This is a genomic window from Pseudomonas soli (assembly GCF_021283165.2).
GTDB classification, from domain to species: Bacteria; Pseudomonadota; Gammaproteobacteria; order Pseudomonadales; family Pseudomonadaceae; genus Aquipseudomonas; species Aquipseudomonas soli.
This window is the reverse complement of sequence record NZ_CP128543.1, coordinates 1270899-1293221: the sequence shown is the minus strand read 5'-3', so window position 1 is coordinate 1293221 and position 22323 is coordinate 1270899. Positions and strand designations below refer to the sequence as shown.

Sequence of the window (22323 nt, the reverse complement as noted above, 5' to 3'; positions counted from 1 at the left end):
GACACTGGATAAGACAGTCGCGCCAGGGTTCGGTGCCATTTCTGCAACAAATTGAAACAGGTCGTATAACCCTGAAAAACATGCAGTCATTTTTCGGTCATCTCACTAGAATGTGGCCACCGGCACACTTCACGGGAAGATCATGCCTTCGCCCTCCGCCCTGTTCTCGCAACGCTCGCTGATCCTTGCCCTGCTGCTGTTGCTGGCCTGCGGCTTCCTGGCCACCTCGCTGTTGAGCTACTACGCCTCGCGCGGGGCGATCCGCGACGGGATCGTCAACACCGAGCTGCCGCTGACCTCCGACACGGTCTATTCGGAAATCCAGAAAGACCTGATTCGCCCAGTGCTGATCTCATCGATGATGGCCCAGGACACCTTCCTGCGGGACTGGGTACTGGGCGGCGAGCAGGACACCACGCGCGTCACCCGCTACCTCGGCGAAGTGATGGGCAGCCAGGTCACCTGCACCAGCTTCTTCGTTTCCGACCGCAGCCTCACCTACTACCAGGCCAAGGGCGTGCTCAAGCAGGTACGCCCCGATGCCTGGCGCGACGCCTGGTACTTCCGCCTGCGCCAGTCGAACAAACCCTACGAGATCAATGTCGACCTGGACATGGCCAACCAGGACAAGCTCACCGTATTCATCAACCACCGCGTGCTCGACTACCAGCAACGCTTCATCGGCGCCGCCGGGGTGGGCCTGAGCGTGGAGTCGGTGGTGCGCCTGATCGATGACTATCAACGCAGGTACCAGCGATCGGTGCTGTTCACCGATGCGCAGGGCAAGGTCCTGCTGACCGGCTCCGACGGTGGTCCCCACGGCTTGCGCGCCGGCCAGCAACTGGCCGACAGCAACCAGTGGCAGGCATTGCTGGCGCGCATGCCGACACCCACCACCGGCAGCCATGAGTACACCGACAACGACGGCCACAGCCACTTCCTCAACGTGCGCCTGCTGCCGGAGCTGGGCTGGTACCTGCTGGTGGACAAGCGCGAGACCGGCGCCCTGGAGCGCATCCGCCAGTCGCTGTACCTGAACCTGGCGATCTGCGCGATGATCACCCTGGTCGTGCTGTCGCTGCTCAACGCCATGGTCAAGCGCCACCAGGACAACGCCGAGGCGCTGGCCACCCTCGACAGCCTCACCGGCCTGCCCAACCGCCGCAGCTTCGACCTGCTGGCCGGCCAGGCGCTGGTCGAGGCCCAGCGCGACAGTGCGCCGCTGGTCGCCCTGCTGATCGACCTCGATCATTTCAAGGCCCTCAACGACACTCACGGCCACCTGGCCGGCGACGAAGTGCTGCGCCAGTTCGCCAATGTGCTGCAGAGCAGCCTGCGCCAGTCCGATATACTCTGCCGCTGGGGCGGCGAGGAGTTCATCGTGCTGCTGCGTGAAGCCGAAGGCCGCCAGGCCATCGAAGTGGCGGAGAAGATCCGTCGGCGCACCGAGCAACTGACCTTCAGCTATGCCGACCAGCCACTGCGCCTGACCGCGAGCATCGGCCTGTCTGCCCTGCAGCGCGGCGACAGCCTGCACAATCTGCTGACCCGCGCCGACCACGCCCTCTATCGTGCCAAACAAGGTGGACGCAACCGCGTCTGCAGCGAGATGCCCGGAACCGACCATGCCTGACCCCCAACGCTGCCCCGCCTGCGGCGCCCTCAACCAATGCGGCCTGGCCGATCCACGCAGCGCCACGCAAGGCTGCTGGTGCTTCGAGGTGGTCATCGACTCGGCAGTCATCGAAGCCCTGCCCGCAGAACTGCGCGACAAGGCCTGCCTGTGCCCGCGCTGCGCACAGGTGGACGCGCAGCTCAAGGCAGCGCAGGCGCGCACTATCCGTTAGACTGCGCGCCGATTTCCCGCAGACGACCCACCATGCGCCTCGACCGATTCCTCGGCAACCTGCCCTGCTACAACCGCCAGCAAGTGCGCCTGCTGCTGGCGCAAGGGCGTGTGCGCGTGGACGGAGTGGCGACCGCCGACCCACTGCTGGAGGTGCGTGAATTCAGCCGCGTCGCAGTAGACGAGCAGGTGCTCCAGGCCGGGCACCCGGCACGCTACCTGATGCTGCACAAGCCCAGCGGTTGCGTCAGCGCCACCCAGGACCCACAGCACCGCACCGTGCTCGACCTACTGCCGGCGGCGCTGCGCGATGAGTTGCACATCGCCGGGCGCCTGGACTACAACACCACCGGGCTGATGATCCTGACCAACGATGGCCAGTGGTCGCGGCGCCTGACCCAGCCAAAGACCAAGCAGCCCAAGACTTATCTGGTGCACACCGAAGACGAGATTGGTGCGCACTACGTCGAGAGGTTCCGTGAAGGCTTCTACTTCGCCTTCGAAGACCTCACCACCCTGCCCGCGCAGCTGGATATCCTCGGCCCGCGCAGCGCGCGCCTGACCATCGTCGAGGGCCGCTATCACCAGGTGAAGCGGATGTTCGGACACTTCCAGAACAAGGTGGTGGCGCTGCATCGGGAAAGCATGGGGTCGATCACCCTGGACCCGATATTGCATACTGGAGAGTTCAGGGCGTTGACCGACGCGGAAATCGCCTCGGTCTGAGCCGATCACCATTCGGCGGTTTCCCACCAAAGATTGTCCCGACGGCACTTGCGCGATCCTAGCCGCGCTGCTTGACTGCTAACTCGTCGGTCTGCATGTGACCAACCAGTCACAACCGCAGTCCAAGACGCCCTTTACCGGCCACCTGGGGTCTCGATGCCCTGGGGCACGGTAATCGCCCGCCACAACAATACCGTCGACACCAGCGTCAAGGATCGACACAAGGGCCCACCGGTTTTCAGTTCCAGGCGAATGCCTACCTGTCATAAAGCACGTGCACCCTGATGGCCATTCCGGTCGGTTCGGCGCCAGCCCGCCAAGCGACCACGCAGGCCACGAGGTGACGCGAATACCCTTTTTGCGCCAGGAGTCGATGACATGAGGCCAGAAATCGCTGTACTTGATATCCAAGGGCAGTACCGGGTTTACACGGAGCTCCATCGCGCGCAGGGCGCCGAGAAGACGATCATTCTGATCAATGGCTCGTTGGCCACGACGGCGTCCTTTGCACAGACAGTGCGCAGCCTGCACCCGCAGTTCAACGTGGTGCTGTACGACCAGCCGTACGCCGGCAAGTCGAAACCCCACAACCGCCATGAACGGTTACTGACCAAGGAAACCGAGGCGCACATCCTGCTTGAGCTGATCGAGCACTTCCGTGCCGATCACGTGATGTCGTTCTCCTGGGGCGGCGCCTGCACCCTGCTGGCCCTGGCGCACCAGCCGCGGCTGGTGAAGAAGGCCATCGTCAGCTCGTTCTCGCCGGTGATCAACGAACCGATGCGCGACTACCTCGACCGCGGTTGCCAGTACCTCGCCGCCTGCGACCGCTACCAGGTGGGCAACCTGGTCAACGACACCATCGGCAAGTACCTGCCGTCGTTGTTCAAGCGCTTCAACTACCGGCACGTCAGCAGCCTGGACAGCCATGAGTACGCGCAGATGCACTTCCACATCAACCAGGTGCTCGACCACGACCTGGAGCGGGCGCTGAAGGCCGCGCGCAACATCGACATCCCGGTGCTGTTCATCAACGGCGACCGCGACGAGTACACCACCGTCGAGGATGCGCGCCAGTTCAGCCGCCATGTCGGACGCAGCCAGTTCAGCGTGATCCGCGGTGCCGGCCACTTCCTGGACATGGAACACAAAAGCGCCTGCGAGGATACCCGCGATGCCATGCTCGGTTTCCTCAAGCCGGCCTTGCGTGAATCCCGCCAACGCTACACACAGGAACCGGGGCAGCATGCACTGGCGATCTGACCGCATCGGCGTCCTGTAGCCCTCGCCACCCTCAGGCTACGGGCCGCCGACAGGCTTTTTTACAAGCTTGGGGCTTCTCATTCGAGGAGGGTTCTGGTAAAAAGTCTTGCTTCGAAGCGGGTATAGTTTATTGGTAAAACTATAGCTTCCCAAGCTATTGAGGAGGGTTCGATTCCCTCTACCCGCTCCACTTCGACTTTCCAGGGTCTTCCGCCGAACGCCAGGGAACGTCGTAAGTCATTGTCAGGATTGAGGATTTTCACCCAATATCGATCCACTGACATCCAGCGAAATCCACTCACAGCCGGTTCCAACTGGTACGTTGAGTGGTACATTGGCAATGCGGAGGTTCCCAAAACCGTATTGTTGCTGGAGGAGCCGGGGTTCCGTCGGGAACATGGCATCCAACTCGTTTCGCAGGAGTTGGGCTCATGCTTTCAGACCTCCAGGTTCGACAGGCCAAGGTGACCGGCAAGGCGTATTCGCTTGTCGATTTCGACGGTCTCTACTTCCATATCTCAGCCACCGGCTTCAAGGCCTGGCACTTCCGCTTCACTTGGGGCGGCAAGCGCGAGCGCATGTCCTTCGGCGGCTATCCCGCGCTTTCCCTGAAAGATGCCCGTCATCTGCGCGACGAGGCCCGGGCCATGCTGGCCAAGGACATCAACCCGCATTCGGAACGCAAGCGCAAACGCCACGTGATTGTCCTGGCGGGCGAGCACACCTTCCAGGCCATCTACGACAAATGGCTGGCCCACCGCAGCCTCTCTCTGGAAAATGAGGGCCGCCAGAGCACGCCCAAACAGATCGGGCGCGTCTTCGCCAAGGATGTGTTTCCCGTATTGCGCCACCTGACCGTCTACGACGTCACTCGCGCCCACCTGCTGGACATCATCGGCAGAGTGGAAAAACGTGGCTCGCTGTCGGTCGCCGAGAAGCTGCGCACCTGGTTCAGCCAGCTATTCACCTACGCCTCGGTGGTGGTGCCCAACATGGGCGACAACCCGGCCAAGGATTTGGATGTGGTGGCGATGCCGCTGCCGCCGGTGGAGAACAACCCCTTTTTGCGCATGCCCGAACTGCCGGCCATGCTGCAGACGTTGCGCAAGTACAGCGGCCGCCTGAATACGCAACTGGGTCTACGTCTGCTGCTGCTCACGGGCGTGCGCACCGGTGAATTGCGCTACGCCACGCCCGATCAGTTCGATCTGGAGCGCGGTCTGTGGATCATCCCGGTTGTCAGGCTCAAGCAACGCAAGCAGCTCACCAAGAAGAAGCGCCAGCGTTTCGCCGACATCCCGCCGTACATCGTGCCACTGTCGTTGCAGGCACAAGAAGTCGTTCGTCATCTGCTGGGAAATCTGAAGCCAGCGCAGGTCTATCTCATCCCCGGTGATTGGTGCCTGAAAAAACCTCTCAGCGAGAACACGCTCAATGGCGCGCTCAAGCGCATGGGCTATGAAGATCAGCTCACTGGGCACGGCGTTCGCGCCACCGTATCGACCGCGCTCAATGAATTGGGCTATCCGCCCAAGTGGGTAGACGCCCAACTCTCGCATGCCGATCCGGATCGGATCAGCGCGACCTACAACCACGCCGAGTACGTCGAGCAGCGCCGCGTCATGATGCAAGACTGGGCCGACCGCCTGGACTTGTTCGAGCAGAATCAGCTCGAAGTTGCCAGCACGCACCTGACCATCACGCTGCAGGGTCTGCCCACGATTGCCGGACAGGCGGCAGCGCAGCCGCCCGCCCTGAATCCAAACGCCCCTCAGTTGATCGTTGCGCCTGCACCGGATGCGCCAGCGGTTCCAGCTTCCGTCTATCGACTTTCGGCGGTGCATCTGCCCGAGTACGCGCGACCCACGCTGTCAGAGGTGCAGCGCGAGCGCTTGCAATTGCTGGAGATGTTCGAGGCATCCCACAACCTGTCGGTGGCCGACTACGCCAAGCTGGTTGGCAAGTCCCGCCGCTGGATCACTTACGAGATTCAGGCTGGCAATCTCCTGTCGATCCATCTGGGTCACCGTGGACAGCGCGTCCCGGACTGGCAACTCGACCCCATCAAACGCAAGCTGATTCAGGCTGTCCTGAAGCTGGTGCCGCGCGGCATCGACACCTGGCACATCTATCACGCACTGCTGCGGCCATACGATGCCCTGGGCAAGTGTCCAGTCATCGAGGCAGTCGATCCGACCAACCTGCATCTTGCAGCTCGACTGGTCGCCGCACATGCCATAGAAACCGATGAGCTTGCAGAGCAATCGGAAGTATCTCCGGTGCTGGCCAGGCAGACTGTAGAGCGCCTGGTAAAAACGGCAATGTTGGTTGATACGCCCGAAGATCTGGTCGCCCGTTGAGCTGAGGCCGGACGGCAGCCCGTCCGGTCAAGGTCCAAGCAGGGAACCAATAGGTCGATCGTTGCATGACCACCCGCCAACTCGCGATTTCCAAGTATTGGCAGGCAGTGTTTAGCGTCGAATCTGCGCTTGGCAGTCACCATAGGCGACTTCTCTGTGATGCTATCTCGCTATATCAGTATCCTGATCGGATATGACGCCAGCGGATTTCCGCAGCCAATCCCAAGCCCCGATCAATAGATTCCGACCGCTCGCAGCTTTTTCAAACCGCTGCCGTATCAGACCATACCGATACGGTTTTGCGTGAACCGCCACTTCTCACGATCCTGATAGCGCAAGCGTCACTGTCGAGCCGCGACGGACGCTCGCTTTTCTTGTGCTCAATGGATTTTTGTACATCGAGCACACAACGCCTACTCGTTGCGCGAACTGATCAGAAGTAATCAAAAGCGGGCGTCATCACTCGCGTCTTGCGCGGACAACAGGCCGACCATGGGGACGGCTGCAAAAGCAGTCGGCCCTGTAGTTCTTCTCCTGGAAGGAGACGGAGCATGCACGAGAACAAAAATGATGCACCAACATCAAAGGTGTTCTACCGCCCGCTCGAAGCGTCCATCCGCTGGGCCGGACTGCTGCGATACGAGCAGGTGATTCTGGCTTCGGTCTCGTCGCCGATGAATCTGCCGCAGTCGCTGGACTGCCCACGTTTGGGCGAACTGCGGCTGTACACCGACCGCATCTATGACGGCATCCTCAACGGGGAACTGCCCTTCGGGCAGCACGGCATCACGACGCGCGACACCACGTTGATCGAATCGCCTGATCTGACGGTGCGCCATGTCGATCTGAAGTGCTGGATGCGCCAGCACTACCCCGAGCAGCGGCCCGGCTTTCTCTTCTCCCGCAGCGAGCGCATCACCCATCCCTTCATCTCTCTGGAAACAGGGCAAGCCATGCTGGTCGAACGCCAGGCTTTGAAATCCGTCCTGGAACAGACCAAACGTCAGCTTCGCGAGTTGCAGGACAAGCATGACGCGCTGCTCAAGCAGCCCACGGTGATTCCGGCATGCGCGCAGTGTCCGATCAGTGATCGAGCCGAGGCCACCTACCTGAACATCGTTGGCGGCCTGTTGGAGCTGATGCTCGGCCAGTCGCCATCGGGCACGCCGTACTCCAGCTTCAAGACGCAGGAGGCCGTGGTCAGCGCGCTGGTCGCCCATCACAGCGGCGCCATGGGCATCGCGGAGCGGACATTGAACGGTAAGTTTGCCACCGCCAGGCGCCGGCTGCGTAGCGCCTCCCGCTGAGATTTGCCAGCTTGTATGTGCAGTCGCGGAGATTGCATTTGCAATGTCTTTTCGCAGCCGTGTCTATTGAATAGAGGTCACGCCAACAAACGCCGCTGAGCGTTCAGGAGTGACTGCCATGTCGCAAACATCTGTACTGCAGCCAAACGAGCGCCGCATCCTGCGCTTGGAAGAAGTCGAAGCGAAATCAGGTTTCAAGCGCGCCCACATCTACAACCTGATGAAGAAACGCCAGTTCCCGCAGGCCCTGCGTCTGGGCGTGCGCGCCGTGGGCTGGGACTCCATCGAAATCGATCAGTGGATCGACGAGCGCGTCAACAACCGGGCCTGACCCGTTCTCCCGCGGACTTTTCATCTTGACACGGAGAACGCCATGCAGGTCGTATCCATCATTTCAACCAAAGGTGGGGTCGGCAAGACTACCACCGCTGCGAACCTCGGCGGTCTCGCTGCGGACGCCGGACTGCGCGTGCTGCTGCTCGACCTCGATGTGCAGCCCACCTTGTCCTCATACTATGAGCTGGCTCACCGCGCGCCGGGCGGTATCTATGAATTGCTGGCCTTCAACGAGCGCGACCTCGACCAGCTTGTGTCCCGCACGATCATCGCGGGCCTGGACTTGGTGCTCTCCAACGACCACCGAGGCGAACTGAACACTTTGCTGCTGCACGCGCCGGACGGGCGCTTGCGGCTGCGGCATCTGCTTCCGGCGCTCAATCCCCTCTACGACCTGGTGCTGATCGACACCCAGGGCGCGCGCTCGGTGCTGCTGGAGATGGCGGTGCTGGCCTCCGACCTCGCACTGTCACCCGTGACCCCGGAAATTCTCGCCGCCCGCGAGCTGCGGCGCGGCACCATGCAGTTGCTGGAGGACATTGCACCGTACCGGCAGCTGGGCATCGCGCCGCCGCCGCTGCATCTGCTCATCAACCGCGTCCATCCGGTGTCCGCCAACGCCCGCCTGATCCAGCAGGCGCTGCGCGATCTGTTCCAGGACCATGCTGACATCCGTGTGTTGGCTACCGACGTGCCGGCCATTGAGGCTTATCCGCGTGCTGCTACGCGCGGCCTGCCGGTGCATCGGGTCGAGTACCGCCAGCCAGTGGGCAGAGTCGCTCCCGCCGCGCTCGCCACCATGCGCGATCTTGCCGGCGAATTGCTCCCGCAGTGGCAGGATCGATTTGCCGCAGTGTCCGGCCGTCCGCCACAGCCTCTTGATACCAGGAGGCCCCATGGCCAACGCACATGAACTGGCCCGAGGTCACAGCCGGCTGCGCGCCCTGATCGAGTTCGCCGTGGGCGAAGGCTGGCACGTCAAGCGCACGGCGGGCGGTCACCTCAAGTTCACCAAGTCAGGCTGCGCCGCGATCTACACCAGTTCGACGGCCAGCGATCACCGGGCAGCCCTCAACGCCCGTGCGCAGATCCGTCGCGCCGAGCGCGAGACCCGATCCCAAGCGCAGGGGGGCGGCCATGACTGAGATCACTTCCCAGCAGATGGCCGGCAAACTGCTTGCGTCCGGGTTCGAGCGCAGCGGCCCGTCAGCAACGACCTTGAGCGACCCGATCGCCGACACGCCCATGGTCGTGACGCTCGACCAATTGCGCCCCTACGACCACGACCCGCGCAAGAAGCGCAATCCGGTGTACGAGGAAATCAAGGCATCCATCCGCGAGCGTGGTCTGGACGCGGCTCCGGCCATCACCCGGCGGCCCGGCGACGATCACTACATCATCCGTAATGGCGGCAACACGCGACTGGCAATCCTGCGCGAACTCTGGTCGGAGACCAAGGACGAACGATTTTTTCGGGTCTCATGCCTGTTCCGCCCGTGGCCCGAGCGTGGCGAGATCGTCGCGCTCACCGGGCATCTTGCGGAAAACGAACTGCGCGGTGGCCTCACCTTCATCGAGCGGGCTTTGGGCGTCGAGAAAGCGCGCGAATTCTACGAACTGGAAAGCGGCTCCACCCTGAGCCAGTCCGAGCTGGCCCGCCGCCTGGCCGCCGACGGATACCCCGTGCAGCAGTCGCACATCAGCCGGATGGCCGACGCAGTACGCTACCTGCTGCCCGCAATCCCGACCGTGCTCTACGCCGGCCTGGGGCGTCACCAGGTCGAGCGGTTGTCGGTCATGCGCAAGGCCTGCGAGCGCACCTGGGCGCATTACGCCAAAGGCCGCTCACTGGTTCAGGACTTCGACGAGTTCTTTCAGGAAGTGCTGTCGCAATTCGATGTCCAGGCCGACGAGTTCTCTGCGCAGCGCATACAGGACGAGCTGATCGGCCAGATGACCGAATTGCTGGGTGTTGATTACGACGTGCTCGCTCTGGACATGACCGAATCCGAGAGCCGCCAGCGCGCCTTGGTCAGCGAGCCGACGCCGCCCTCGACGCCGCCTGCCCTGCCAGAGCCAGAGGCCATTGCGCGCCCACCTGCCGATACTGCGCCACCTGCTGCGAGGCCGACGGCAACTCCCTCGACGGGCGAGAGCGACGCGGAAGCCAGTCATTCGGACGCGGTCAGCCCGGCGACAGATGGCGACCGGCTTCAGGAGCACATCGTCTCGCCGGCGCCGACAACGGAACGGCTTGAGTCCATCCAGCGCATGGTCGCCGACCAGTTGGGCGATGCACTGCCGCACGACTTCTCGGCGAATGTCTTGCAGTCCATCCCGGTGCAGGCTGGTGGGCTCTATCCGATCTCGGATGTCTGGTACATCGCCCCCGGCCTGGACACACCCGAGCACCTGCGCATCCACGTCGCGCAGTTTGCCCGCGAGATTGCGGGCGAGGCACACCTGGGCGAGTGCATCGATGACCGTCCAGAAGGCATCGGCTTCGCCTGCCGTGCCCATACCTCAAGCCTGGCGCCAAAGGGCCGTGCCGTCCATGCGCTGTTGGCTTGCCTGGCCGGTCAGCAGCCCGCCGACGTCGGTCTGGACAACGGGCAACTCGTCATCGACCTGCCGGCGCTGCTGCACGGCCAGGGCGACGTAACCCGACGATTGAGCGACACCGCGCTGGTCAAGCTGTTCCGCCTGCTGCGACTGGCCCGCCGCCTGCTCGATCTCGAAGCCGGCGCTGCGGACTCTGGAACCTAAGCGAGGGAGGCCAGCATGTCCACAGCACACCCGCTCAACCAGGCTGTCATCGCCCAGGCCCTCTATGACCTGCGCAATGGGCAACTGCGCCGCTGCAAACTGATGGGGTTTGGCGAGGCAGAGCTGGACGCCCTCAAGCATCCTGCGCTGATCAGCGTGCTGGCCAACGCCAACGTCTCCTGGTGCTCAGTGACGGTCAACCGCGAAGTGCTGCGGCGGCTGCTCCAGCAGGCGCAGGACGTGGAGAAGGAAATCGCCACGGTCGATCGCATGCTCAGGCTGGGCGCGAGCACGGAGATGGTCAGCAAGTTCTATGGCTTGACGCATCAGGAAGTAGCGCTTCGCCGTGAAATCCTCGGTCTGCCCAAGCGCAAGGGCCGGCACCCCGTGCTGGACGAGGAGCAGGACACGGAGCTGTGGCGGCAATGGAAGGCCGTGACCAACAGCAGAACCGTCGATCTCGAAGATGACACTTCCATCCTCGATGCCGCCATGGACTTGGCCGAAGGAATGTCGCTGCCTCTGTCGGTGGTCTGGGCCTCGATCAAGAGCTGGGTCGATCAGGGATTGGCGTGAGTCATGGCCGTGGACGACACCGCACCACGAGCCCTACGCCAAGGCCCCATCGCACTGGCAGAACTGTTCGATGCTGCGCTGAAAGACCTTGCGCCCAAGCCCGCCCCCAGCGCACCTGCGTCTACACCTGCACAGTCGCCCACGCCCACCTCCGGCGATGCTTTCCTGTTCAGTGGCAACCGGCACGAGACGGTGCCACGCAAGTTGTTCCTCGACCGCCGCCTGACGCCGCTGGAACGAAACGCCTGGCAAGTGTTCCGACTGATGCTCAACGACGATGGCGTGACCGCATTTCCCACCTACGAGCAGTTGCGCCCCTGGCTAGCGTCCATGCCCTGCGCAGGCCAGGCCTCGCATGAAACCGTGGCACGGGCGCTGACACTGATGCGCCTGACCCGCTGGCTGAGCCTGGTTCGGCGACGGCGCGACCCCAAGACCGGCCGCATCCTCGGCAATCTGTACGTGCTGCACGACGAACCCCTGACACCGTTCGAGGCCATGCAGCTCGACCCGGACTACCTGCAACTCGTCAGCCAGGCGCTCGGCCATTCTGCCAAGGCCGTGCAGATCGTGGGCCTGCACACGCTCAAGGAAATCGGCGAAGACCCATTACTGGCCGGACGCACCCTCCCGTCACGGTTGCAGGTGATGGCCGAACGTCTCGCCAACCAGAACCCCACGGCCTGCGAAAGTTATCCACAGGAAGACGCCATTCACGATTCCGAAGAAGGGGCTCCGAGCCTTCTTCGGAATCGTGAACGACCCGCTACGGATTCCGAAGCAGGGCTGAAACCCGCGCCAGACGTCTCTCTTCGGAATCCGAAGCAGGCCCGTACAGTACGTAGTAGTTGTATTAATGAAATACGTACTACTGCGCAGGCGCGCGCGCTGGGCGATCTGCAATGGCCCAAGCGCTTTGCACAACTGAAGGCGGAACAGCAGGCGGGTGCCAAGGTGGCATTGCAGCAAGTTGATCCCTCGCTGAGGCAGGACGTGCTGGACGAATGGGCCGCGCGTTGTAGCAACCCCGGCATCCGCAATCCCGCAGGGTATCTGTTCGGCATCATCCAGCGGGCCATCCACGGTGAGTTCAATGCCTGGGCAAAGAAAGACCCGCCACCGGCACCCACTCAACCAAACGAACGGCCACCACCCGCACCGCCGACCCAAACGCAGGGTAAGCCGGTGCCACCAGAAGTCGCCAGGCAGCACATCGAGCGGCTGCGAAATCTGCTCGCCAGCAAGTGAGCAGGCCGGCAAGGCGGTGAAGTGGACGCCCATGGATGCCAGTAGAGCTATCCCCTGGGGATAGTTCCACCGTTGGGGCGGATGCCGTGCAGTCGCAGGCCTCGCCTCGAACATCTGCCGCAGCATCGGCCTTGTCCGTCCTGATCCTGACGTGCAGCGTTCGCTGGCGCTCCTTGGAGCTATCCCCTGGGGATAGCTCGCGCCGCAGGCGGCCACCACGCGCTGAACCGGGGTCTGGCAGGTTTCGGTTTGTTGACTGACGGCCTTCCGCTTCCTGCCGAAGCTGACCGCTCCTTTCCCCACAACGAGCGGACACCATGGCAACCAATGAATCTCTGCAACTGAATCTCGGCTCCCTGCGCAGCGCGATGTCGCTGACGCTTCACACCCACCACGCTTCGCGCATCTGGCATGGCCGTGCCGCCGCCGAGGGGCGACCGGGCATCGTCGGCCTGAACGGCTACATCGCCCAAATGAACAAGATGCGGCGCGGTTCGGAGCAGGACGACCCGTACTCGGATTGGTGGATGCTGCGCATCGAGGTCAAGCTCGACCAGACCAAGACCACGCTGCAAGCGCTGCGCGAGCAGGTGGATCAGGCGCTGGCAAGCGTACCGCCGGCACTCAGCCTGGGCGAGAACCTCAACGTGCAACCCGTCAAGTTGCCGCTGTTCGTCAATGCGCAGCTCGGCTTTGCCGCCGTCTATCTGCTGGCCGACTACGACGACATCGCCCGCAAACTGATCCTCGCCCATCACACGGCGCTCATCGACCGCAGCACCTTGGAGCGCTGGCTCAACGAGGGCGCCCATGCACTGCGCAGCCTGTTCTCGCTGGCCCAGCAATACCGCTATTCGGGCTGTACGCGCGACGACTTCGTGTCAAAGAACGCCGCAGCACGGGCGGCGCTGGAGAAATTCGGCGAACTGCCGCAGGACGTGCTGGAAGGCACGCACCGCTCGAAGTTCGCGCCGCCCATCGTGCGCCGTGGCCTGCAACAGCGTGTCGAGAGTCCTGCTGCAGCGCCTGCCCCCAACGACGAGGCCGCCACCGGCGCGGTGCCCGAGGTCGGCGTCGGCGAGATCAAGGGCGAGCAGGCATGAGCGATCCGAACCGCGAACCCCGCTACTTCCAGGGCCTGCAACAGGCTGCCTTCGTGAAGCTGGAACACGCGGCCTCTCTAAAAGGCCTTTTAAAGCCTTTTAAGGGTAAGGGGGATCTTGAGGCCTGGGCCAGCCAGTGCTTCGCCATGCGCGACGAGTTGATTGGCTTGGCTCAGCGGCAGGTGCTGCAACAGGCAGTCGGGCATCCCTTCCACCTGCTGCCCGTGGAGTTGGCCCAACAAACCACTGGCGCAGGAACGGCGTTTTTGCGCTGGCGCAAGCACGACCGCTCAGCCATGGGCGTAGCCCTGTGGCAGGAATTGATGGCGAGCACCGGCACGCCGGTCAACTTACTGGCCGAGCTGCACGCGATCGAGCTTCAGCGCATCACGCTGAACATGCAGATCAGCCTGTTGCACACCCTGGGCAGGCAGGCCCAGGAATGCGCCAGCAAGGCGGCTGTGGCGGAAGACGCCTACCTGCGCCGGCTCAAGTCCATCCCACCTGGAATGCGTGATCGGTGATGGCACCGGACACCCCAGCACACACCCGACGCCGACGCGGCACGGGTATTTCAACCACCATGGAGATTGCAACATGAGCACGCACTTTTGGGGCGAAGGCAACATTGGCTCCCCGCCCGAATACCGGGAGTTCCCCAACGGCAACGACGAGCCGCGGCGCTTGCTGCGGCTGAACGTGTATTTCGACAACCCCGTTCCCACCAAAGGCGGCGACTTCGAGGATCGCGGCGGCTTCTGGGCGCCCGTGGAAATCTGGCACCGCGACGCCGCGCACTGGAAAAGCCTCTACCAGAAAGGCATGCGCATCCTGGTCGTCGGCCGCATGGAGCGCGAGCCCTGGACGGACAACGAAGATCAGCCGCGCGAAACCTGGCAGATCAACGCGCGCAGCGTCGGCATCCTGCCGTTTCGCATCGAGTCCGTGACCCTCAGCCCGAAGCCGCAGGATGCGGAGGCAAAGCCCCAGGCCGCCCAGGAACCGGCTGCGCCAAAAGAGCCGCGGCGTAGGAAGTGACCCGGCATGGGTCGGCCACTGTTCGCCGCTCCATGCACCCGCGAGCTATCCCCAGGGGATAGCTCCATCTACGTCCACCGGATTCCACGTGCTCCCGAAAATCGCGGCTCCCGGCCCGCACACCCCGGCTGCATACCATCTCCGCCCCAGCCATTCCATCCCGTGAAAGTGGTCGCCACCGCTTGCGACTTGTTTGCTGTTGCCCCTGGTGGGGACCGGCATCCTCGATTCCAGCAACTCAATGAACCACGGAAATCGGATGGACGGATATGCGGCTGTTCTTGTGCGAGAAGCCCTCCCAGGGCAAGGATATTGGTCGGATTCTCGGCGCGACACAGCGCGGTGAAGGCTGCCTCAACGGCTCCGGCGTCACGATTACCTGGTGCATCGGCCATCTCGTAGAAGCGGCAGCACCCGAGGTCTATGACGCGGCGCTCAAGCGCTGGTCGCTGGAGCAGTTGCCCATCATTCCCCAGCAGTGGCGGGTCGAGGTCAAACCCAAGACCGCCACGCAATTCAAGGTCGTCAAGGCGCTTCTGGCGAAGGCGACCCATCTCGTCATCGCCACCGATGCCGACCGCGAGGGCGAGCTGATCGCCCGCGAGATCATCGACCTGTGCGGCTACCGTGGCCCCATCGAGCGCTTGTGGCTGTCGGCGCTCAACGATGCGTCGATCCGCACTGCGCTCGGCAAGCTGCGACCATCATCCGATACGCTGCCGATGTACTACTCGGCGCTGGCGCGTTCGCGGGCAGACTGGCTCGTCGGCATGAACCTCAGCCGTCTGTTCACGCTGCTCGGGCGGCAGGCGGGCTACGACGGCGTGCTGTCGGTCGGACGTGTCCAGACCCCGACCCTGAAGCTGGTCGTTGATCGCGACCGCGAAATCGCGGCTTTCAAGTCGGCGCCGTTCTGGGCCATCGACGTGTCTTTGTCCACAGAGGGTCAGGCTTTCTCCGCGCAGTGGGTTGCGCCCGACGGCTGCACCGACGACGCCGGTCGTTGCCTGCAACAGCCGGTCGCCCAGCAGGCGGCGCAGCAGATTCGCGCTGCGGGCAGCGCCCAGGTGGTGTCGGTCGAGACCGAGCGCGTGCGCGAAGGCCCGCCCCTGCTGTTCGACCTGGGGACGCTTCAGGAGGTCTGTTCCAGGCAGCTCGGGCTGGACGTACAGGAGACATTGCAGATAGCCCAGGCCCTGTACGAGACGCACAAGGCCACAACCTACCCGCGCTCGGACTCCGGCTACCTGCCCGAAAGCATGTTCGCCGAGGTGCCCACCGTCCTGGACAGCCTGCTCAAGACCGACCCGTCGCTGCGCCCGATCATGGGTCAGCTCGACCGCACCCAGCGTTCGCGTGCATGGAACGACGGCAAGGTCACAGCGCACCACGGCATCATCCCGACGCTCGAACCGGCGAATCTTTCCGTCATGAGCGAGAAGGAACGGGCCGTGTACCGGCTAATCCGGGCGCATTACCTGGCCCAGTTCCTCCCTCACCACGAGTTCGACCGCACCGTGGCCGAGCTTTCCTGCGGCCAGCAGAAGCTGGTGGCTACGGGCAAGCAGGTCGTCGTCAAGGGCTGGCGCCTGGTGCTGGACGAGCCCGAACGTGAAGGCAGCGCTGATGAGGACGCCGACGCCTCTGCACGCAGCCAGGTGCTACCCGCGTTGCGCGAAGCGATGGCATGTCAGATCGCTGGGGCCGACATCAAGGCACTCAAAACGATGCCACCCAAGCCCTATACGCAGGGCGAACTGGTCAAGGCGATGAAGGGTGTTGCGCGTTTCGTGACCGACCCGCGCCTGAAGCAGAAGCTGAAGGACACGACGGGCATCGGCACCGAGGCGACGCGGGCCAACATCATCAGCGGGTTGATCACTCGCGGCTACATCGTGAAAAAGGGACGCTCCATCCGTGCATCGGATGCGGCGTTCACGCTGATCGATGCCGTGCCTGCGGCGATTGCTGACCCCGGCACCACCGCCGTGTGGGAACAGGCACTCGACATGATCGAGGCTGGTCAGCTCACGCTGGACGTGTTCATTGGCAAGCAGGCCGCCTGGATTTCGCAGTTGATCGCGCAGTACGGCAGCATGTCCCTGTCCATCAAGCTTGCCCATGGACCAGCATGCCCGCAGTGCGGCGCATCGACGCGCCAACGCACCGGCAAGAGCGGTCCATTCTGGTCGTGCAGTCGCTACCCCGACTGCAAAGGCACGCTGCCGGTCGAATCTGGTCCGCCCAAGCGTGGCGCTTCGCGCTCGCGTAGCAGCGGCCGCAAAGGCGCCTAACCGACTCCGTTTCCCGTGGGCCGCACCCTGTTTCAAAGGCGTGGCCCGTGTCCCGCACGCCCCTGCGGGTCGCCCAGCGCGCAACGCCTTCTTGTCCGTGTGCGCGTCCCGTCGAGCCGTCCCCGGCTGCGGGACCTGAAGGTAGTTTTTCCGCGAACCGCCTCCCGCGTGTTCTGCTGGTCTGTGTTTCTCCCGCCCACTGCGAAGTGGTCCCCCGATGGCTTGCCTGGCAGCGCGAGCCACCCGGAGACCCTTTGTGGTCAGCGGTATTCAGTGCCGGTGCCCACCGGCGCAAAAACGGGCTCCCTTTGTGCGCGGATGTGCGCCAGACGATGCCGGCCCCAGCCACGACATGGGCCGGGTGTGATTGCTGATGAGCAGACGGTTCGAGCGACGACCGGGCCTGCAACAGCCCACGGGTGGTTATTTCCTCCCGAGCCGAAGGTCAGCGAGCCTTCGGCTCCTTTGTCTCGTCGATCAACGTTCCGATCCAAGGGCCGGCCACAGCAACAGGAAACCGACGCATGCAACAACCGGAGAAAGTACGAGCCGCGTTCGAGCGCGACCTTGGCAACAAGGTGCTGTTCATCAAGGACGGCAAGCTGCTGTTTATCGATGGCATCAACCTCAAGGCCATCGCCGACCGTAAGGCGTATTTCGCTTCGCTGCGTGCGCGGCAAACGCAACCCATTGTGGTCCTGGCCGAACTGGGACAGGACGAGGCATTCGCCCTGTGGAAGCAGTATGTCCTGGGCGACAAGACCGAGTGAGCCAACGCACCCACGCCCCCCCTGACAGCCCGCACTCGATGCGGGTTTTCTGTCTCCGCGCCATCAATCCGGGCTGGGCCGATTGCCGTTTTCCAACTGACGCAGCGAGGCTCCCGGACGAAGCTGCCCGCATGTTCGCTGATTCGTCAGCACATGCCAGCAGCCATGGGTTCCAGGCTGCCGTGGGTTCTTCCCGCGTAACCCGCCAGTCCGTATCGCATCAAGTCTGCGGACGCGCGTCCCCGTGACGCCGATGCTTTTTATCCACCACGTGCGGGAGCTGCCATCCCGTGAGGGACAAGGCCTCGCTTTTCCAAGGAGCCTACCCATGTCCCACAAAGCCTCTTTCGGCCAGTTGGCCTTGACCTATTGCGGCAAGTTCCTGCCGCTCGAAGTCCTGCAAAGCGCCGCCGGCCACTACATCGGCACGCGCGATACCGAAGGTCCCGTTTCGCGGGAATCGCACGAGTACTTCCGCAGCCATGCGGCGGCTCAACGTGCCCTCGAAAGAGGCGGCTGGTCCCAGCTCGCCATTCCCTGATCCAACTGGAGGAATCACGCCATGAATCAACTGCTGCCGCAGGAAGTCGTCGATCAGATCATGCGGGAAGAGCAGCATTTCGCTGCCGCGCCCCAAGCCTTCTTCGAGGCATGGAAGCGTGGTGCCGAGATCGCTGGCCCCGAATGGTTCGGCGACGGCACCCGTGAAGGTCTGAACCAGGCCAAGAGCAAGTGGGATCTGCGTCCCAACATGCTGCTGCTCAATGATGCCCTCGGCGTCCTGAGCAGCGGCGAACGCATGTTCCTGTCCGCCATGGTCAGCTTCTACAACGCGCGCGAGGGCGGTGCCATGCTCAAGCGCTGCCACTTCGACGGGCTGTCGGACTTCGACGGCCTCGATCTGCAACGCCGCAAGGTCATCGCCGACTTGATGGTGAACTACAGCGGCTGGTGAGCCCGTTTCGGGCACACCCCCGTCTTTTCGTTCCCCACGAGGGACATGCGTCCACACGGCCATGTCCCTCGATTTCCTTTCCGTAGCCCAGCGTAAAGCGGCTGAATCAAAGCCAACGATCAGCGCCGACTGACGCATTTTCCCTTTTCAACCCACTGGGTCCAATTCCCGGTGGCGGGAATTGGCTCCATTATTCAATCTGGAGCGTTCCCATGTCTCAGAATCCCAATCCCTTTGTTCGCGGCTACTGGAACTTGAAAATCGTCCGCACGCTGTCCATCAGCTACGAGGACGGAAGCCCGCATGTCTGGCGAAATATCCACCCGAGCCAGCAACATCTTTCCGACCAGGAACTGATTTCATCTTCCTGCATCGTCACCAGCGATTTCGCGGTGGTCACGAACGGCTCTGAACCTATAAGCGCCGAGGTGCTGGCCGAATGCGATGCCGATGAGGGCGTTAACGGCGAAGGCGTGATCGGTGCCGTGGTCTATGCCATTCATGGCGAGGACTTCGACGATCGCCTGATCCACGTCGGTGACAGCTATTCGGTCGAGGCCGCGCGGGAAATCGTGCAGCGCCTGAGTTTCGAGACCGGCTACTACAGCCGCTGCTGGGAAATCAGCAGCGCGCACATCAGCCAGGAAACCGGCCAGTACCTCGCCAATCTGGCGGACCTCGCCACGCCGGAGGCCTTTTTGTTCATCGCCTTTCGGGTTCCGTACAGCCCGGCGATCGGCGTCAAGCTGATCTCAACGCCCTGGACGGACCAGAACCTGGAGCACGCCGATGGCATCACCGCCGAGCAGCTTCGGCAGGAGCACCGCAGCAAGGGCATGCCAGACGACCTGGCGAACATCCTGGAACTGGCTGGCCAGGCCGATGTGCGCATCCTCATCCTCGACGCCGACGCGCCCGTGTTGCCGGGCTTGCCGCTGGCCGAGTCCTAGCAAACACACCACGAGCCCACCTTCCTCTTTGCCCTCCATGCCAGCCCGTCTCCTTTCTAGGAGCCGGGCTGGTCCAATTTCATAGGAGCACTTTATGTTCCCCGACCTCATCTCGCCCGCACGCGACTTCGAGCATCAGCTTGGAGCCTGCGTCAACGCCATGGGCCAGGACGACGCCATCGGCCAGATCCTGGTATTCGAGCGCTTGAGTGGCACGCTGCACATGCGCCATATCGCCAGCGCCGATCTGGCCGACACCGACATTGACGACTACGAAATGGTCGTTTTCGACGGTGGCAACACCGGCGGCGACACGTGGAAGCACGTGTTCTTTCCACGTCAGCGCGAACACTACTTCGTGTACCAAGCCTGACCACCCAGCCCCTTTCGAGGGGCCTTTTCTTGTCCCGGCGCAGGAAAGCGGGTGCGGCGCGGTGCGGTTTGCTGAGCGCAGGCCGCTCACTCAAGGGCCATCCTTACCCCATGTTCGTCGGCGTTGCCGACACATGCCCAGGCAGCCAAGACCTTCAAGGCTGCAAGCGCGGGAAACCGTGCTGGTTGTTTCTTCCTACGGACGCATCGCGCCCATTCACCCACAAGGGACCTCTCCCTTGCGGGCGGGAATCCCTTGTTCTTCCTCAAGGAGATTCACATGGATCGCTCTCTCATCAAGACCCTGATGCCTTCGCTGGTCGCAGGCCATGTGCCGCGCAACGTGCGATCGTTCAAGTACCGCGTGTTCGATGATCAACCACAGTCCTCGACACTGGGCTTCGTCATTGATCCCCAGCCCTTCGACGGCAAGGTGGTAGCAGCCAGCAAAGACGCCATCGTCGTCAAGCTCAAGCCCAGCGAGTTCGCGGTACTCGATCCCAACCTGGTGACCACCGTTCCCAGCGAGGGCACCAAGGTGCATGTCCAACCCTATGCCCGTCGCCGTTTCGACGGCCTGCGTGCGGACACGCCAGAAGAGCGCACCGAGATGATGTCCGACGGCACTCCCTACACCGTCAAGACACACATCCTCGGCTCCGCGCCGGCCAAGCTGCCCATTCCCGAGCCGCAGTGCATGGAACTGGGTCAGCTCATCGAGCAGTTGGAGGAAATGCCGGCGCCCGACAGGTTCCGGCGCATCACCCACATGCTGGTCGATGCGGGCGCCCACGACTTCACCTGGGTCGATCCGAAGCCGTCCAGGATCATCGAAACGCCCCCGGCGATCAGTTTCACGGTTTCGACCGCGAAGTTCGCCGGCCAGGTGACGATCCTCTACCAGCGCGGCAGCGATACCTATGCGGTGGAGCTGCGCCGCGACGGCGAGTTGGTCGATCGGCACGACGAGGTGTACTTCGACATGCTCGGCGAAGTGCTGGAGCGGCTCATCGACGACGGACGCTGGCGTCTGATCGATGTGAGCGTGATCGGCGCGGAGACGTCCCGACGGCGCCGCGCTGTACCTGCGTGACACCACGAAAAAAACCAGGCGACATGCCCCCACAGGCTCTCCCTCCATTCGGAAGGAGGGCCTTTTTTCTGCCTGGGAGATTCATCAAAGGGAATCGCCCGGATGCCGATTGATGGCTGCCTCGCGCGCGAGGCGAGGCCATGCTGAGCCCATGCCTGCTGACGTTGTCAGCGACATGCCAGGCAACCATCGGTCTTCGAGGTTGCGGCGCAGCTCCCACTGCGTGACCGAGCCAGCTCGCACCGCATCCATCCGCGAGCGGCCACCAGTCTCTGGTGGTGGATGCTTTCGCCTTATCAACCCATCGCGGGGTTACGCACCTTTCCCCGCAGCGTGGGACTGGCGTGTCTCCGCTTCATCCCTATGGAGATTCACCATGAGCACCACGTCCAACGAGAAATCGTATTTCGACCTCCACACCTCGGGCATCGGTTACATCCAGCGTGTCCGTGAAGTGCCTGTTCGGGGCGGCCGCCGTGCGCAGCCTTTTCTGGCATGCACCATCGCCGCGCTGGTCGGTTCCGCAAAGGACCCCAGCTATCGCTATTTCGATGTCAAGGTCTCGGGTGCCGAGGCCAAGAAGCTGGTCGAGCGCTGCATCGGCGTTGACGATCCCAAGCAGCGCCCGCTGGTGCGCTTTCGCCTCGGCGACCTGTGGGGCGATGCGTACATCCGCGACAAGGGCGAGCAGAAAGGCCAAGCCGCCGCGTCCCTCAAGGCGCGACTGCTCAAGGCCGAGCCACTTGACCGAGCCGAACTGGCTTCGATCAGGCATCACGAGCTGATCACCCGCGGCATCGGCTACCTCAGCCGTCCGAAGGACGTCACGCCCAAAGATGGCGACCCGTTCCTCTCTTGCACCGTCGCCGCGCTGGCCGGGCCTGTCGATGAACCGGAGTATCGGTACTTCGACACCATCGTTACCACCCCTGAAGCCGAGCATCTGGTTCGCCGGTGCGTGCAGGCCATCGAAGGGGACTGCAAGGTGCTGATCGCCTTCCGTCTCAACGACATGAAGATCGATCCGTACATCCGCACCAAGGGTGAACGCGCTGGGGAACCGGCCGCAAGCCTGGAATCGACGCTGATCCACATCGGCCTGATCAAGATCGACGGCACCAAGGTCTATCCGACGAGCCCCGCGCAAGCCGAGACGCCGCCAGCCCAGGACGCATCCGCGTCCGAAGCCGAGGACGCCGGCCCCGCTGCCGATCAGCCTGCCGAGCCCGCCGAGCGCGAGCCCGAAGGTGAAGTCGAGAAGCAGGAGCCGGCATTGGCTGATTCGTTCTGATCGGCAAGGCCCTCGCGGGCCTTGTCGTT

The 22323-nt window shown here is 63.2% G+C and carries 23 protein-coding genes and 1 tRNA gene; all 24 read left to right on the top strand.

Annotated elements, in window-relative coordinates:
• The first annotated feature begins 142 nt into the window (after positions 1-142).
• The 24 genes from LU688_RS05895 (at position 143) to LU688_RS05780 (ending at position 22294) form a co-directional block, all read left to right on the top strand.
• Positions 143-1633 carry a sensor domain-containing diguanylate cyclase gene (locus LU688_RS05895; protein WP_046856882.1) on the top strand — a complete coding sequence of 497 codons (1491 nt, stop codon included), beginning with the start codon at positions 143-145 and terminating at the stop codon, positions 1631-1633.
• Complete coding sequence (locus LU688_RS05890; RefSeq protein WP_023631641.1) at positions 1626-1847, top strand: cysteine-rich CWC family protein; 222 nt, start codon at positions 1626-1628, stop codon at positions 1845-1847. The genes LU688_RS05895 and LU688_RS05890 overlap by 8 nt, the downstream gene beginning before the upstream one ends.
• A 32-nt stretch (positions 1848-1879) precedes the next feature.
• Positions 1880-2572 carry a pseudouridine synthase gene (locus LU688_RS05885; RefSeq protein ID WP_160290812.1) on the top strand — a complete coding sequence of 231 codons (693 nt, stop codon included), beginning with the start codon at positions 1880-1882 and terminating at the stop codon, positions 2570-2572.
• A gap of 378 nt (positions 2573-2950) precedes the next feature.
• Positions 2951-3835, top strand: coding sequence for an alpha/beta fold hydrolase (locus tag LU688_RS05880; RefSeq protein ID WP_232888109.1), 885 nt, complete (start codon positions 2951-2953; stop codon positions 3833-3835).
• Between the two features lie 116 nt (positions 3836-3951).
• Positions 3952-4025 (top strand) — tRNA-Gly (locus LU688_RS05875).
• A gap of 241 nt (positions 4026-4266) precedes the next feature.
• Positions 4267-6195, top strand: coding sequence for a tyrosine-type recombinase/integrase (locus LU688_RS05870; protein ID WP_003158602.1), 1929 nt, complete (start codon positions 4267-4269; stop codon positions 6193-6195).
• Positions 6196-6746: 551 nt separating this feature from the next.
• Positions 6747-7502, top strand: a complete 756-nt coding sequence (locus tag LU688_RS05865; RefSeq protein WP_003158603.1) for a hypothetical protein — start codon at positions 6747-6749, stop codon at positions 7500-7502.
• A gap of 118 nt (positions 7503-7620) precedes the next feature.
• On the top strand, positions 7621-7833 hold the full coding sequence (locus LU688_RS05860) for an AlpA family transcriptional regulator (RefSeq protein WP_003158604.1): 213 nt from the start codon (positions 7621-7623) through the stop codon (positions 7831-7833).
• Positions 7834-7875: 42 nt separating this feature from the next.
• Complete coding sequence (locus LU688_RS05855; RefSeq protein WP_003158605.1) at positions 7876-8751, top strand: ParA family protein; 876 nt, start codon at positions 7876-7878, stop codon at positions 8749-8751.
• A complete protein-coding gene (locus LU688_RS05850; RefSeq protein ID WP_003158606.1) occupies positions 8735-8983 on the top strand; it encodes a hypothetical protein in 249 nt (82 codons plus the stop codon). The genes LU688_RS05855 and LU688_RS05850 overlap by 17 nt, the downstream gene beginning before the upstream one ends.
• Positions 8976-10604 (top strand): ParB family protein, encoded by a 1629-nt coding sequence (locus LU688_RS05845; protein ID WP_003158607.1) that lies wholly within the window; start codon positions 8976-8978, stop codon positions 10602-10604. The genes LU688_RS05850 and LU688_RS05845 overlap by 8 nt, the downstream gene beginning before the upstream one ends.
• Positions 10605-10619: 15 nt before the next feature.
• On the top strand, positions 10620-11180 hold the full coding sequence (locus LU688_RS05840) for a DUF2857 domain-containing protein (RefSeq protein ID WP_003158608.1): 561 nt from the start codon (positions 10620-10622) through the stop codon (positions 11178-11180).
• A 3-nt stretch (positions 11181-11183) separates the two neighbouring features.
• Positions 11184-12428, top strand: coding sequence for an STY4528 family pathogenicity island replication protein (locus LU688_RS05835; RefSeq protein ID WP_003158609.1), 1245 nt, complete (start codon positions 11184-11186; stop codon positions 12426-12428).
• A 317-nt stretch (positions 12429-12745) separates the two neighbouring features.
• Positions 12746-13531 carry a PFL_4669 family integrating conjugative element protein gene (locus LU688_RS05830; protein ID WP_003158610.1) on the top strand — a complete coding sequence of 262 codons (786 nt, stop codon included), beginning with the start codon at positions 12746-12748 and terminating at the stop codon, positions 13529-13531.
• Positions 13528-14055 (top strand): DUF3158 family protein, encoded by a 528-nt coding sequence (locus tag LU688_RS05825; protein ID WP_003158611.1) that lies wholly within the window; start codon positions 13528-13530, stop codon positions 14053-14055. Before LU688_RS05830 ends, LU688_RS05825 begins: the two co-directional genes overlap by 4 nt.
• Before the next feature lie 73 nt (positions 14056-14128).
• A complete protein-coding gene (locus LU688_RS05820; protein ID WP_003158612.1) occupies positions 14129-14569 on the top strand; it encodes a single-stranded DNA-binding protein in 441 nt (146 codons plus the stop codon).
• A gap of 269 nt (positions 14570-14838) precedes the next feature.
• Positions 14839-16863, top strand: a complete 2025-nt coding sequence (locus LU688_RS05815; protein WP_003158613.1) for a DNA topoisomerase III — start codon at positions 14839-14841, stop codon at positions 16861-16863.
• Between the two features lie 524 nt (positions 16864-17387).
• Positions 17388-17633, top strand: coding sequence for a hypothetical protein (locus LU688_RS05810; RefSeq protein WP_003158614.1), 246 nt, complete (start codon positions 17388-17390; stop codon positions 17631-17633).
• A 328-nt stretch (positions 17634-17961) separates the two neighbouring features.
• Positions 17962-18174, top strand: a complete 213-nt coding sequence (locus tag LU688_RS05805) for a hypothetical protein (RefSeq protein ID WP_003158617.1) — start codon at positions 17962-17964, stop codon at positions 18172-18174.
• A 21-nt stretch (positions 18175-18195) separates the two neighbouring features.
• A complete protein-coding gene (locus LU688_RS05800) occupies positions 18196-18588 on the top strand; it encodes a hypothetical protein (RefSeq protein ID WP_003158618.1) in 393 nt (130 codons plus the stop codon).
• Between the two features lie 212 nt (positions 18589-18800).
• Entirely contained in the window at positions 18801-19538 is a 738-nt protein-coding gene (locus tag LU688_RS05795) for a DUF5983 family protein (protein ID WP_003158619.1), read from the top strand.
• A 94-nt stretch (positions 19539-19632) separates the two neighbouring features.
• Positions 19633-19911: a hypothetical protein gene (locus tag LU688_RS05790; RefSeq protein ID WP_003158620.1), complete on the top strand. Its 279-nt coding sequence runs from the start codon at positions 19633-19635 to the stop codon at positions 19909-19911.
• A 279-nt stretch (positions 19912-20190) separates the two neighbouring features.
• Positions 20191-21003, top strand: coding sequence for a hypothetical protein (locus LU688_RS05785; RefSeq protein WP_003158621.1), 813 nt, complete (start codon positions 20191-20193; stop codon positions 21001-21003).
• Between the two features lie 376 nt (positions 21004-21379).
• Positions 21380-22294: a DUF3577 domain-containing protein gene (locus LU688_RS05780; protein WP_003158622.1), complete on the top strand. Its 915-nt coding sequence runs from the start codon at positions 21380-21382 to the stop codon at positions 22292-22294.
• Positions 22295-22323: the final 29 nt, after the last annotated feature.